The 12,285-nt window shown below is 65.4% G+C and carries 16 protein-coding genes; 10 read left to right on the top strand and 6 right to left on the bottom strand.

Annotated features, from left to right (window positions below):
- On the bottom strand, positions 1-615 hold the full coding sequence (gene petA, locus LK542_RS05770; protein ID WP_227803268.1) for a ubiquinol-cytochrome c reductase iron-sulfur subunit: 615 nt from the start codon (positions 613-615) through the stop codon (positions 1-3).
- A gap of 226 nt (positions 616-841) precedes the next feature.
- On the opposite strand from petA, the gene mscL reads away from it, so the two are divergent.
- The 4 genes from mscL to LK542_RS05790 are packed head-to-tail and all read left to right on the top strand — an operon-like array spanning position 842 to position 3,569.
- Entirely contained in the window at positions 842-1,252 is a 411-nt protein-coding gene (gene mscL, locus LK542_RS05775; protein WP_307728917.1) for a large conductance mechanosensitive channel protein MscL, read from the top strand.
- 3 nt (positions 1,253-1,255) lie between these two features.
- Positions 1,256-2,461 (top strand): Do family serine endopeptidase, encoded by a 1,206-nt coding sequence (locus LK542_RS05780; RefSeq protein ID WP_227811152.1) that lies wholly within the window; start codon positions 1,256-1,258, stop codon positions 2,459-2,461.
- A gap of 21 nt (positions 2,462-2,482) precedes the next feature.
- Positions 2,483-3,184: a DUF2461 domain-containing protein gene (locus LK542_RS05785; protein WP_227811153.1), complete on the top strand. Its 702-nt coding sequence runs from the start codon at positions 2,483-2,485 to the stop codon at positions 3,182-3,184.
- Between the two features lie 10 nt (positions 3,185-3,194).
- Complete coding sequence (locus LK542_RS05790) at positions 3,195-3,569, top strand: cupin domain-containing protein (protein WP_227803265.1); 375 nt, start codon at positions 3,195-3,197, stop codon at positions 3,567-3,569.
- Between the two features lie 139 nt (positions 3,570-3,708).
- Here the strand turns inward: LK542_RS05790 and LK542_RS05795 are convergent, their stop codons facing one another.
- The 5 genes from LK542_RS05795 to LK542_RS05815 all read right to left on the bottom strand — a co-directional run bounded on the left by LK542_RS05795 (position 3,709) and on the right by LK542_RS05815 (position 6,567).
- Positions 3,709-4,740 (bottom strand): NAD(P)H-dependent glycerol-3-phosphate dehydrogenase, encoded by a 1,032-nt coding sequence (locus LK542_RS05795; RefSeq protein ID WP_227811154.1) that lies wholly within the window; start codon positions 4,738-4,740, stop codon positions 3,709-3,711.
- A 26-nt stretch (positions 4,741-4,766) separates the two neighbouring features.
- Complete coding sequence (locus LK542_RS05800) at positions 4,767-5,207, bottom strand: SH3 domain-containing protein (RefSeq protein WP_227803263.1); 441 nt, start codon at positions 5,205-5,207, stop codon at positions 4,767-4,769.
- A gap of 81 nt (positions 5,208-5,288) precedes the next feature.
- The gene (secB, locus tag LK542_RS05805; protein ID WP_227811155.1) at positions 5,289-5,747 is read right to left on the bottom strand and encodes a protein-export chaperone SecB; all 459 of its coding nucleotides are present in this window, start codon (positions 5,745-5,747) and stop codon (positions 5,289-5,291) included.
- A gap of 134 nt (positions 5,748-5,881) precedes the next feature.
- Positions 5,882-6,145 carry a glutaredoxin 3 gene (grxC, locus tag LK542_RS05810; protein WP_227803261.1) on the bottom strand — a complete coding sequence of 88 codons (264 nt, stop codon included), beginning with the start codon at positions 6,143-6,145 and terminating at the stop codon, positions 5,882-5,884.
- Between the two features lie 20 nt (positions 6,146-6,165).
- Positions 6,166-6,567: a rhodanese-like domain-containing protein gene (locus LK542_RS05815; protein ID WP_227803260.1), complete on the bottom strand. Its 402-nt coding sequence runs from the start codon at positions 6,565-6,567 to the stop codon at positions 6,166-6,168.
- Between the two features lie 95 nt (positions 6,568-6,662).
- On the opposite strand from LK542_RS05815, the gene gpmA reads away from it, so the two are divergent.
- The 6 genes from gpmA (at position 6,663) to gspH (ending at position 12,279) form a co-directional block, all read left to right on the top strand.
- A complete protein-coding gene (gpmA, locus tag LK542_RS05820) occupies positions 6,663-7,409 on the top strand; it encodes a 2,3-diphosphoglycerate-dependent phosphoglycerate mutase (protein ID WP_227811156.1) in 747 nt (248 codons plus the stop codon).
- 9 nt (positions 7,410-7,418) lie between these two features.
- Entirely contained in the window at positions 7,419-8,840 is a 1,422-nt protein-coding gene (locus LK542_RS05825; protein WP_227811207.1) for a murein hydrolase activator EnvC, read from the top strand.
- A gap of 11 nt (positions 8,841-8,851) precedes the next feature.
- The gene (locus tag LK542_RS05830) at positions 8,852-10,324 is read left to right on the top strand and encodes a S41 family peptidase (protein WP_227811157.1); all 1,473 of its coding nucleotides are present in this window, start codon (positions 8,852-8,854) and stop codon (positions 10,322-10,324) included.
- A 122-nt stretch (positions 10,325-10,446) separates the two neighbouring features.
- Entirely contained in the window at positions 10,447-11,247 is an 801-nt protein-coding gene (locus tag LK542_RS05835; RefSeq protein ID WP_227811158.1) for a molybdopterin-synthase adenylyltransferase MoeB, read from the top strand.
- Positions 11,248-11,350: 103 nt separating this feature from the next.
- The gene (gspG, locus tag LK542_RS05840) at positions 11,351-11,794 is read left to right on the top strand and encodes a type II secretion system major pseudopilin GspG (RefSeq protein WP_227811159.1); all 444 of its coding nucleotides are present in this window, start codon (positions 11,351-11,353) and stop codon (positions 11,792-11,794) included.
- A 5-nt stretch (positions 11,795-11,799) separates the two neighbouring features.
- Positions 11,800-12,279, top strand: coding sequence for a type II secretion system minor pseudopilin GspH (gene gspH / locus LK542_RS05845; protein ID WP_227811160.1), 480 nt, complete (start codon positions 11,800-11,802; stop codon positions 12,277-12,279).
- The last annotated feature ends 6 nt before the right edge of the window (positions 12,280-12,285 follow it).

The raw sequence follows: 12,285 nt of genomic DNA on the forward strand, positions 1-12,285 counted from the left end.
TTATGCCTCGCCTTTCTCGTCTTTGCCGATCACCAGCTTGTTATCGGACAGGTACATGTAAGGGGGAACATCCATGTTGGTCGGCGCCGGCTTGTTCTTGAACACGCGCGCCGACAGGTCGAAAGTCGATCCGTGGCAAGGGCACAGGAAGCCGCCCGGCCAGTTGTCAGGCAGGTTCGGCTGCGGTCCCGACGCCAGGCGCGAGGACGGCGAGCAGCCGAGGTGGGAACAGATGCCGACCGCCACCAGCACGTCCTTGTGCTCCTGGCGGGCGCGGAAGGGGTTGCGGGCGTATTCCGGGGTGGGCAGCTGGTACTCTTTTTCGGAGTTCGGATCGGCCAGCTCGGCCGTGTCCTTCTCGAGGGTGGCCAGCATCTCGGGCGTGCGGCGCAGGATCCACACCGGCTTGCCGCGCCATTCGACCACTTTCATTTCGCCTGGCTTGACGTCGGAGATGTCGACCTCGACCGGGGCGCCGGCGGCTTTCGCGCGCTCCGACGGCTGGAAGGTACTGACAAGAACTCCCGCCGTGGATACCCCGACCACGCCGCCTGCAGCGCATGTCGCGACGAGCAGTCCGCGTCGGCCTGAATCGACCTGCTTTTCATTACTCATACCAACCCCACTCCGTGAAAATACGAATCTTAAGAATTAATAAAGAGCTTCCAGCAACACAAAATTATATGTGAAGGGCAATACCGATTGGAAAAAAATTATCAAGCGGACACATCCAGACGGAATATCTGTGCCACTTTGGACCACAAACGCGCGTGTGCATCCGCAGCATTCGGGCTTGCGGTATCATGAATCAGCTTGACTCAATAACAATGAAAGGATAGCCATGTCCATGCTGGGAGAGTTCAAAACGTTCGCAATGCGCGGCAACGTCGTCGATCTTGCGGTCGGCGTGATCATCGGCGGCGCTTTCGGGCGCATCGTCGATTCGCTGGTCAAGGACGTCATCATGCCACCCATCGGGATGTTGTTCGGCGGCCTCGATTTCGCCAATTACTACCTTCCCCTGAACGGCCAGAGCACCGGATTGCCGCTGGCGGAGGCCCAGAAAGCCGGCGCCGTGCTCGCCTACGGGAATTTTTTGACCATCCTGCTGAACTTCATCCTGCTGGCGTTTGTCATCTTCCAGATGGTGCGCCTGGTGAACCGCCTGCGCGGCCTGGTCGAGGCGCCGACCCCGGTCGAGAAGGAAGAAATCCTGCTGCTGCGCGAGATCCGCGACTCCTTGAGAAAGTAATCCGTGAACGACAGCGTCCATGAACTCAGGCCGCCGGGCACCCGTCCGCGGCGCCAGCCCGGCGGGTTTAGACGCCTGTGGCTGCTGTTCGCGCAGGCCGTCACGGTCCTGCTGGCGCTGTATTTCGTGATTTCCGCCATGCGCCCCGAGTGGCTGCAGCGCGCGCCGACCCAGGTCGCACTCGGCCCCAGCGCGGTGCCGGTGCTGCAGGCGCCCAGCCTGCCGGCGAGCGGCAGCTACCGCGATGCGGCCGGGCGTGCGATGCCGGCGGTGGTCAACATCCTCACCAGCAAGGCCTCGCGCGAAACCCACCCGCTGCTCAAGGACCCGTTCTTCCGCCGCTTTTTTGGGGACCGCATGCCGCCCGACGAGCAGCTGGCCAGCCTCGGCTCGGGCGTGATCGTCAGCGGCGACGGCTACATCCTGACCAACAACCACGTGGTCGAAGGCGCCGACATCATCGAAGTCGGCCTGGCCGACGGGCGCAAGACGGCGGCGCGCATCGTCGGCACCGACCCGGAAACCGACCTGGCCGTGATCCGCATCGCGGCGCGCAACCTGCCGGTGATGGTGTTGGGCGACCCCGACCGCGCGCGCGTGGGCGACGTGGTGCTGGCCATCGGCAACCCCTTCGGCGTGGGCCAGACCGTCACCCTCGGCATCATTTCCGCGCTGGGACGCAATAACCTGCACATCAACCACTTCGAGAATTTCATCCAGACCGATGCCGCGATCAACTTCGGCAACTCCGGCGGCGCGCTGGTCGACACCAATGGGCATCTGTTGGGGATCAACTCGGCCATCTATTCGCAGACCGGCGGCTCGGTCGGTATCGGCTTCGCCATCCCCGTCAGCACCGCCAAGACCGTGCTCGACTCGATCGTCAAGCACGGCCAGGTGGTGCGCGGCTGGATCGGCATCGAATCGCAGGACATCACGCCCGAGCTGGCGGAAAGCTTCGGCCTGGGCCGCTCCAGCGGCGCCATCATCGCCGGCGTGGTGCGCGGCGGCCCGGCCGACCGCGCCGGCATGCGCCCGGGCGATATCCTGGTCGCCGTCGGCGGCAAGACGGTCGCCAATACCAGCGAGATGCTCAAGCTGATCGCCGCGCTCGAGCCGGGCGCCAAGTCCCCGATGCGCATCCTGCGCAAGAACCGCGAGTCCACAGTCGACGTCACCGTCGGCAAGCGGCCGCGCCAGCCCCAGTAACCCTTTACCTCCGGACGATGCATGCACCTGCGTGACCTGACGCAATTTTTAAGCGAGCTCAGCGAGAACAACAACCGCCCCTGGTTCCTGTGGAACAAACCACGCTACGACATCCTGCGCGCCGAATTCCTGCAGGTCGTCACCGAACTCATCCAGGAGCTCGGCAGCTTCGACAAGCAGGTGGCGGGTTGCGATCCGAAGAAAGCCTTGTTCCGCATCCACCGCGACGTGCGCTTTGCGAAGGACAAGCGGCCCTACAAGACCCATTTCTCGGCGGGGATTGCGCCGCTGAATAAACGGCGCCCCAGTGCGGCGGGCGGGCCGACCTATTACTTCCACATCGAGGCCGACGGCAAGCTGCTGTTCGGCGCCGGTGAATACCTGCCGCCGGCGCACCGCCTCAAGGCGATCCGCCAGCACGTGGTCAACGATGCGACAGGCTTCAGCAAAATGTTGAAGAATAAGCATCTCCGCGCGACCTACGGCGACCTGCAGTTCGAAGACGTGCTGCAACGGCCGCCCAAGGGCGTCGACCCGAACCACCCGCTGGTGGAATACCTGAAGCTCAAAAGCTATTTCGTGTGGGTCGAGGTGCCGCTGCTGCTGAATGCACCGCAACTGCTGGTGCCGCAGCTGGCCAGTGGCATGAAGGATGCGTTCGCGCTGGTCACCTGGCTGCGCAGCGTGCCCGAGGTGCACGAAGAAAACGAATCAACCGAATAAGGAGGGCGACATGGCCTTGCAACACGCAGTTTCGGGCGAGCGCATCGCATTACAGCGCGGCGACGACGACATCGCCCATTTCACGTCGATTGCGCTCGTCAAGACCGAGCACATGGAATTGATCCGGCTGGTGGTCCCCAAGGAAAAGCCGATGCCCGAGCACCGGGTCGAGGGCGAGATGACCCTCGTGTGCCTGGAAGGGGAGATTGCGTTTGATGCGCACGGACGCACGACCGTGTTGCGGCCGAACGAGATGGTGTATCTGGCGGGTGGGGAGCCGCATGCGATCCGGGCCAACAAGGATGCGGTGGCGCTCATGACCATTCTGCTTGGACCGGTCAGGACGGGTGGGCCGACGAATGATCCGCGTGGGTCGGGGAACTAAAGCGAAGAGCGAACTTGGGTTCCGGCCTTCGCCGGAACGACGTTGTTTGAGTGTGTGATGACGACAGCGTCAACAAAACCTGTAGCTTAAAGACCGTCGTACCGGCGAAGGCCGGTACCCAATTTTGCCTGAACAGCCCTTAGGCCAACTCATCCCTCGGATCCCGCGCCAGCAACCTCTGCGCCATCTCCGTCGCCGCCACCCCATCGAACAGCACCGCCGCCACCGCCTCGGTGATCGGCATCTCCACGCCCAGCCTGCGCGCCAGCGCGCGCACCGATTTCGCACACGGTACGCCTTCCGCCACGTGCCCGAGTTCGGCCACGATGGTTTCCAGCTGCTTGCCCTGGGCCAGCGCCAGTCCCACGCGGCGGTTGCGCGACAGGTCGCCGGTGCAGGTCAGGATCAAATCGCCCATCCCAGTCAGGCCCATGAAAGTGCCGGCCTGCGCGCCCAGGTGCACACCGAGGCGGGTGATCTCGGCCAGACCGCGCGTGATCAGGGCCGCGCGTGCATTCAGGCCCAGGCCGAGGCCATCGGCCGCGCCGGTGGCGATCGCCATCACGTTCTTCACTGCGCCGCCCACTTCCACGCCGACCATGTCGTCGCAGGCATAGACGCGCAGGTTGTTGCCGTGCGCCGCGGCGACCACGCGTTCGCGCAGGAGCGCCGAGGTCGATGCCACGGTCAGCGCGCAGGGCAGGGCGCGCGCCACTTCCTGGGCAAAGGAAGGACCGGACAGGGCCGCGCCGGGGACGCTGTCGCCCAGCACCTCGGCCACCACCTGGTGCGGCAGCAGGCCGGTGCCGGCTTCAAAACCTTTGCACAGCCAGACCACGTTGGGAATCGCGCGGCCCTTGAGTTGTCCGAGCAGCGGGCGCAGGCCGGCCACCGGGCAGGCCAGGATCAGCAGCGGCGCTTCGTCGGCGTCCGCATCGATCACGTGCGCCAGGGCCGCCTCGAAGTCGGCGCTCACCTTCAGGGATGGCGGCAGCGGATGGCCCGGCAGGTAGTGCAGGTTCTCGCGCGCGTTCTGCGTGTCGGCCATCTGTTCGGGATTGCGGCCCCACAGCAGCACGTCGTGGCGATGGGCCAGGGCGATGGCCACGGCCGTGCCCCAGGCGCCGGCGCCCAGGACGGTGATCTTGGATGGTGTTTTTTGTTCTTGCATGGCGTTGAGCTGGGAGCGGCCTGGCATCAGAGGCCCCAGACGTCGTTGGCGCGCACGTAGCCGTCGATGCCGTCGCGGTGGCGCACGCGGATCCAGGTGAGCGCGGTCGGGTCGACCAGTTCCAGTATCACGCCCTTATCGGCCGTCATCAGGACCTGCGAACTCTCGTCGGGACCGGCGAAGACCTTGGCGCCGGGCGTGCGCACCACCAGGTTGCGGCGCGCGCTCAGGCCCTTGGCCGGGGTCCATGCCAGGTCGCCGTTGGCATCGCGCACCTTGACCCAGTCGGCGTAGCTGGACAGCACCTGCAGCGGCATGCCCTGGGGCGCGACGTACATGCGGGCGCCCTTGCTTGACGGCGTGTCGTACAGGATCGCGGGGGCGGCGCCGACGCTGCGGAAGTCGAAGGCGAACGCGGCCGGTGCTGCCAGCAGGAGCACACTTGCGAGGAGTCGGATTGGAAGCATGGCGGGCCGAAGGACAGGGTAAAACCGGGTCGCCGGGGGCACGAACGCCGCTTGCTTGCGGCGTTCGTGAATCGGTAAAGCTTACTGTGCCGGAGCAGTAGCAGCCTGGGCCATTGCCTGCTGGCGCTGCTGGTAGAAGGCTTCGAAGTTGATCTCGGCCAGGTGCACCGGCGGGAAGCCGGCACGGCTGATCACGTCAGCGATGTTGGCGCGCAGGTACGGGTAGACGATGTTCGGGCAGCCGATGCCCAGCAGCGGATCCATCTGTTCGGCCGGGATGTTGCGGGCTTCGAAGATGCCTGCCTGCTTGCCTTCGACCAGGAACGCAACCTTGTCCTTCAGCTTGGCGGTGACGGTGATGGTCACGGTCGACTCGTAGATGCCTTCGGCGATGCTTTCGGCGCCGACGTCCAGCGACACTTCGATGGTCGGGGCTTCCTGCTCGAGGAAGATGCCCGGCGAATTCGGTTGCTCCAGCGACATGTCTTTCAGGTAGACGCGTTGGATTTGGAATACTGGTTGCAGGTTTTCGTCAGACATGGAACGCTTTCTAAATTGTGGGTGGACGGGCGCGCCGTCCCGGAACTTTGGTCAAACGCGACGGCAATTGTATCAAAATCAACTGGCGCGCAATACCCCCGCCGGCGCGGACGCGAAGCCCGCCAAATGGGGCCTTATTGGCCGTTCAGCAGCGGGTCCAGGCGCCCGGCCTGGTCCAGCGCGTACAGGTCGTCGAAGCCGCCCACGTGGGTCTCGCCCACGTAGATCTGCGGCACGGTACGGCGGCCGGTGCGCTGCATCATGATCTGGCGCTGTTCCGGGTCGAGGTCGACGCGGATGCGTTCGATGTCGGTCACGCCCTTGGCTTCGAGCAGGCGCTCGGCGCGCACGCAATAGGGGCAGCTGGCGGTGTGGTAGAGAACGACGTGTGCAGACATGGGTACTTCCTCCTGAATATTTACTTGGTCACCGGCAGGCCGGCCGCGACCCAGGCAGCCTGGCCGCCGTCGAGCGCGTGGGCGTCCTCGAAGCCGGCGGCCTGGAGCTGGCGCACGGCCTTGTCGGCGCGGGCGCCGGTCTGGCAGACGACGATCACGCTGCGGTTCTTCGATTTTTCCAGCTCGCCGATTCGGTTGCCCAAGTCTGCCAGCGGGATGTTTTTCGCGTCGCGCAGGTGGCCGGCGTTGAATTCCTCGGCCGAACGCACGTCCAGCACGAGGGTCTTGCCGCGGTTGATCATCTGCGTGGCCTGCAGCGGGGTAGCGCGCTTGCCGCGCGGGGCCAGGGCCGGCCAGAGCAGGGCGCCGCCCGAAATTACGGCAATCGCCACCACGAAGATATTATCGAGAATGAAATTCACAAGGGTTCCGTTGGTTGTACTGAATCGGCGCATTATAAAATAAGATGCTGGACCGGATTTCAATCGCAGTTTTTCATCCTTTCTAAGAAGAGCTTATGTACAAAATCGTATTCATGCGCCATGGCGAATCCACCTGGAACCTGGAAAACCGCTTCACCGGCTGGACCGACGTCGACCTGACCGAGAAAGGCATCAACGAGGCGAAGACGGCCGGCCGCGTGCTCAAGGAAGCCGGTTTCACCTTCGACGTGGCCTATACCTCGATGCTCAAGCGTGCGATCCGCACCCTGTGGCTGGCGCTGGACGAGATGGACATGATGTACCTGCCGGTCAAGAATGACTGGCGCCTGAACGAGCGCCACTACGGCGCCCTGCAGGGCCTGGACAAGGGCGAGACCGCCGCCAAGTTCGGCGACGAGCAGGTGCTGGTCTGGCGCCGCAGCTACGACACTCCGCCACCGGCGCTGGAAGCGAACGACCCGCGCACCTCCTTCAACGACCCGCGCTACGCCAGCCTGGCAAAGGAACAGATCCCGCTGACCGAATGCCTGAAGGACACCGTGGCCCGCGTGATGCCGGCCTGGGACGAAGAAATCGCCCCGGCCATCCGCGCCGGCAAGAAGATCCTGATCTCGGCCCATGGCAACAGCCTGCGCGCCATCATCAAGATGCTGGACAACATCAGCGACAGCGACATCGTCGGCCTGAACATCCCGAACGGCCAGCCGCTCGTGTATGAACTGGACGCCGACCTGAAGCCGATCAAGCACTACTACCTGGGCGACCAGGAAGCGATCGCCGCCGCCATGGCGGCCGTGGCCAACCAAGGGAAGGCGAAGTAAGTCTTGCGTTTGCCATTCACGAAGTCGGCCGGCAGCCTGCTCCTGTGCACGCTGCTGGCCGCCGCGCTGTCCAATCCCGCCTTTGCCCAACGCCAGACCGACCGCAGCCGCCAGAAGGCGACCGTGGAGAAGCAGCGTGCCGGCATCCAGCAAAAGCTGGAGGCGATCAAGCGCGACATCGCCCGCACCGAGGATGCCCGGGACGACGCCGCCGACGAGCTGGCCGAGTCCGAGGCTGCCATTTCCGACGCCAACCGCGCGCTGCGCGACCTGGCCGAGGAACAGGACCAGACCAGCACCCGCCTGCACGCGCTGTCGACGGAAGGTGAAAGGCTGCAGGCGACAATTGTTTCTCAAAAGAAACAATTGTCGCAACTGCTGCGCGAACACTACGTGGCCGGCAACGAAGACCGCATCAAGCTCCTGCTGTCCGGCGACAATCCGAACCGCATCAACCGCGACCTGCAGATGATGGCCTATGTCTCGCAGGCCCAGGCGAAACTCCTGAGCTCGCTGCGCGCCAACCTGGCCGAGGTCGAGGCCAACCGCGACAAGGTCGAGAACGCCCAGCAGGAACTGCAGGAAATCGCCTCCGAGCAGCAGGAGCAGAAGAGCCTGCTGGAAAAGGAAAAGTCCAAGCGCAGCGCGCTGCTGCAGAACCTGTCGACCCGGCTGGCCGACCAGCGCAAGCAGGCCGACCGCCTGCAGCGCGACGAACAGCGCATGTCGGGCCTGGTGGACCGCCTGACGCGCCTGATCCGCGAGCAGGCCGAAGCCGAGCAGCGCCGCCAGGCCGCGCTGGCCGCCGCCAAGGCCAAAGCCGAGGCGGAAGAAAAGGCGCGCGCCCTGGCCCGCGCCAAGCTGGCCGCCGAAAAGGCCGAACGCGAGCGCATCGCGCGCCAGAACGCCAAGCCGGGCAGCAAACCGGTGCCGGAGCCGGAACCGCCGAAGGTGGCCGAGCAGCCGAAACCGGTCGAAAGCAAGCCGAGCGCACCGCCGCCACCGGAAGTGGCGCTGGCGCCGCCCGCGCCGGCCGGCGCCTTTGCCAGTCTCAAGGGCCGCATGAATGCCCCGGTGAACGGCACCATCGCGGCCCGCTTCGGCAGCCGCCGCGGCCAGGGGCCGACCTGGAAGGGCACCTTCATCAAGGCCCCCGAAGGAACCGAGGTGCGCGCGGTCGGACCGGGCCGCGTGGTGCACGCCGACTGGCTGCGCGGCTGGGGCAACCTGATCATCATCGACCACGGCGGCGAGTACCTGACGACCTACGGAAACAACTCGGCCCTGCTCAAGCGCGCGGGCGACATGGTCAAGGCGGGCGAGGTGATCGCGAGCGCGGGCAATACCGGCGGCAACGAGGAATCAGGGCTATACTTTGAGCTCAGGCATCGCGGCCAGCCCTTGGATCCGGCAGGCTGGATCAAATTCTAGGAACAGCACACATGGGCAAGGCAAAGAATATCGGACTGATCGGACTGGGCATGGTGGCCGGCGTGGCCTCTTCCTTCCAGTTCTCGGCGCACGCGCAGAAGGAAACCGGCGCGCCGCTGCCGCTGGACGAACTGCGCCAGCTGGCCGACGTCTATGGCCTGATCAAGACCGACTACGTCGAACCGGTCTCGGACAAGAAGCTGCTGTCCGAAGCGATCGGCGGCATGGTGGCCTCGCTCGACCCGCACTCCGTCTACCTGGACCAGAAGGCCTACAAGGAGATGAAGGAAGCGGTGCAGGGCAAGTTCGTCGGCGTCGGCATCGAAGTGGCCAGCGAAGACGGCTACGTCAAGATCGTCGCCCCGATCGAGGATTCGCCCGCGCACAAGGCCGGCATCAAGTCCGGCGACCTGATCACCCGCATCGACAACGTCCCTGTACGCAACATGTCGCTCGACGAAGCGATCAAGCGCATGCGCGGCAAGGCCGGCAGCAAGGTCACGCTCACCATCGCCCGCCGCGGCGAGGACCGTCCGTGGGTGCTGCCGGTGCAGCGCCAGGAAATCACGGTCGCCAGCGTCAAGGCCAAGATGATCGAGCCGGGCTATGCCTGGTTGCGCGTCAGCCAGTTCCAGGAAAACACGCTCGAAGAACTGGCCAAGAAGGCCAAGGCCCTGTATGCCGAAGACCCGCAGATCAAGGGCCTGGTGCTCGACCTGCGCAACGACCCGGGCGGCCTGCTGCCGGGTGCGGTCGGCGTCTCGGCCGCCTTCCTGCCGCAGCAGGACCAGCTGATCGTCTCGACCAAGGGCCAGCTGCCCGATTCGAACCACCAGTTTTACGGCCGCCGCGAGTTCTACGCCCAGCGCGGCGCCGATCCGCTGGCCGGCCTGCCCGCAGGCCTGAAGACGGTGCCGATGGTGGTGCTGGTCAACGGCGGCTCGGCCTCGGCCTCCGAGATCGTGGCCGGGGCCCTGCAGGACTACAAGCGCGCCATCATCATGGGCAGCCAGACTTTCGGCAAGGGCTCGGTGCAGACCCTGCGCCAGCTCTCGCCCGACACCGCGGTCAAGCTCACCACCGCGCGCTACTACACCCCGAAGGGCCGCCCGATCCAGGCCACCGGCATCGTGCCCGACATGCGCGTCGACGAAACGGCGGAAGGCGACGCCCTTGCCGTGCTGCGCGTGCGCGAAGCCGACCTGCAGCGCCACCTGGCGGGCGAGGGCGAAAAGACGCCGGCCGCCAAGGACCAGAAAGAAGCGCTCGAGGCCCAGCAGCGCGCGCTCGCCCAGCTGAAAGACCGCAAGCCGCTGGATTACGGCAGCAAGGACGACTTCCAGCTGGCGCAGGCGATCAATCACTTCAAGGGGCAGAAGGTCGAGCTGGCCAAGTCGGAGCCGGAAGCCTTGAAGCCGGCGGCGCCGAAGGCCTTGCCGGGGGCGGAGCAGAAGCCGGCGGAGATCAAGGCGCCTAAGAAGTAGGGTGGGCGGCTATGCCGCCCACGCGGTCAACCCACGGTGATGTTGCTCGTGCGGCTGTTCGTACCTCAACTATCACCGCGTGGGCGGGGAACCCGCCCACCCTACAAAAGCACGTCCGCGGCATGAACGACACCCAACTCCTGCGCTACTCCCGCCACATCCTCCTAGACGACATCGGCATCGACGGCCAACAGCGCCTGCTCGACGCCCACGCCCTGGTCATCGGCGCTGGCGGCCTCGGTTCGCCGGCGGCCCTGTACCTGGCCTCAGGCGGCATCGGCCACATCACCCTGGTCGACGACGACGAGGTCGACCTCACCAACCTGCAGCGCCAGGTCATGCACACCACGCAGCGCATCGGCCAGCCGAAAGTCGACTCCGGCCGCGAAGCCCTGCTCGCTATTAACCCCGACATCAAGGTCACGGCCTTGCAGGAACGCGCCGCCGGCGAACGCCTGCGCGAGCTGGTCCGCGCCGCGACGGTCGTGCTCGACTGCAGCGACAACTTCGCCACCCGCCACGCTGTCAACCGCGCCTGCGTGCAGGAAGGAAAACCGCTGGTCTCCGGCGCCGTGATCCGCTTCGACGGCCAGCTGTCCGTGTTCGACACGCGCAGCCCGGACGCTCCCTGCTATGCCTGCCTGTTCCCTGAAGACAGCAATTTTGAAGATGTTGCCTGCAGCACTATGGGCGTGTTCGCTCCCCTGGTCGGGGTAGTGGGCGCCATGCAGGCCGCGGAGGCCATGAAGCTGGTGGCCGGCATTGGCGAGCCGCTGGCCGGACGCCTGCTGCTGCTCGATGGCCGCGCCATGGAGTGGAGCGGCGTCAAAGTCGCGCGCAATCCCGCCTGTCCAGTGTGTGCGAAACGGGCCAACCCGGCGCACAATGAGTACAAAAACAAGACCTCTTTAAGACAGAATTAAACCGGGCCGCTGGGTAGAATTTCTCCGGTGCACGTGGTAGCCCGTGCAGACAGGGTGGCTTATACTGTCAGTCTCCCACCGACCTATTTTACGAAGAGCATCCATGCACATTGATTCGCAAAGCAAGCAGCGCCGCGCCGGCGGTTTCACCCTGGTCGAGATCATGGTCGTCGTGGTCATCATCGGCATCCTGGGCGCCCTGGTCGTGCCGAAACTGCTGGGTCGTACCGGTGAAGCGCGCGTGACCGCTGCCAAGACCGACATCGCCACCATGATGCAGGCGCTCAAGCTCTACAAGCTCGACAACCAGCGCTACCCGAGCACCGAGCAGGGCCTGCAGGCCCTGATCACCAAACCTACCGCGGGCCCGGCCGCCAACGGCTGGAAGGCCGGCGGCTACATGGAAAAGCTGCCGAAAGACCCATGGGGCAATGCCTACCAGTACCTGTCGCCAGGCATCCATGGCGAAGTGGACATCATGTCGCTGGGCGCCGACGGCCAGCCTGGCGGCACCGGCGAGGATGCCGACGTCGGTTCCTGGGAATAAACCTGATGCGGGCCCTGGGCGCCCCTGCACGCAGTGCCGGCTTCACCCTGGTGGAGCTGCTGGTCGTGATGGTCATCATCGGCATCACGCTGGGCCTCGCTTCGCTCAACGCCATCCCCTCGCCGCGCCAGGACCTGCAGCAGGAAGCCCAGCGCCTGGCCCTGCTGCTACAGCTGGCGCGCGACGAAGCCATCGTGCGCAACCGCCAGGTGGCCTTCGAGGCCAACGGCGAGCGCTACCGCTTCGTGGTGCGCAACGACACCGGCTGGGAGCCGGTCACGCGCGACGACCTGCTGCGCGAACGCACTTTCCGCGGCGCTCCGCTGCAGCTGGTGCTGCAGCCGACCGCCAGCAGCGATCCTAGTACCGTGCGCATCACCTTCGGACGCGAACCGGTCGACAAGCCCTTCGTGCTGACCCTGGCCACCGGCGGCAACGCGGTCGCGATCCGCGCCGACGGCGTCGGTCACTTCACGGTCGAATAGGAAGCC

It is taken from the genome of Massilia sp. IC2-477 (assembly GCF_020707265.1).
Taxonomy (GTDB): Bacteria; Pseudomonadota; Gammaproteobacteria; order Burkholderiales; family Burkholderiaceae_D; genus Telluria.

Coding starts and splice junctions, on each gene's coding strand:
- LK542_RS05785 (WP_227811153.1), top strand. CDS start 2,483: ATGCACCTGCGTGACCTGACGCAATTTTTAAGCGAGCTCAGCGAGAAC.
- mscL (WP_307728917.1), top strand. CDS start 842: ATGTCCATGCTGGGAGAGTTCAAAACGTTCGCAATGCGCGGCAACGTC.
- gspG (WP_227811159.1), top strand. CDS start 11,351: ATGCACATTGATTCGCAAAGCAAGCAGCGCCGCGCCGGCGGTTTCACC.
- petA (WP_227803268.1), bottom strand. CDS start 615: ATGAGTAATGAAAAGCAGGTCGATTCAGGCCGACGCGGACTGCTCGTC.
- secB (WP_227811155.1), bottom strand. CDS start 5,747: ATGTCTGACGAAAACCTGCAACCAGTATTCCAAATCCAACGCGTCTAC.
- LK542_RS05790 (WP_227803265.1), top strand. CDS start 3,195: ATGGCCTTGCAACACGCAGTTTCGGGCGAGCGCATCGCATTACAGCGC.
- LK542_RS05830 (WP_227811157.1), top strand. CDS start 8,852: ATGGGCAAGGCAAAGAATATCGGACTGATCGGACTGGGCATGGTGGCC.
- LK542_RS05835 (WP_227811158.1), top strand. CDS start 10,447: ATGAACGACACCCAACTCCTGCGCTACTCCCGCCACATCCTCCTAGAC.
- grxC (WP_227803261.1), bottom strand. CDS start 6,145: ATGTCTGCACACGTCGTTCTCTACCACACCGCCAGCTGCCCCTATTGC.
- gspH (WP_227811160.1), top strand. CDS start 11,800: ATGCGGGCCCTGGGCGCCCCTGCACGCAGTGCCGGCTTCACCCTGGTG.
- gpmA (WP_227811156.1), top strand. CDS start 6,663: ATGTACAAAATCGTATTCATGCGCCATGGCGAATCCACCTGGAACCTG.
- LK542_RS05800 (WP_227803263.1), bottom strand. CDS start 5,207: ATGCTTCCAATCCGACTCCTCGCAAGTGTGCTCCTGCTGGCAGCACCG.
- LK542_RS05795 (WP_227811154.1), bottom strand. CDS start 4,740: ATGCAAGAACAAAAAACACCATCCAAGATCACCGTCCTGGGCGCCGGC.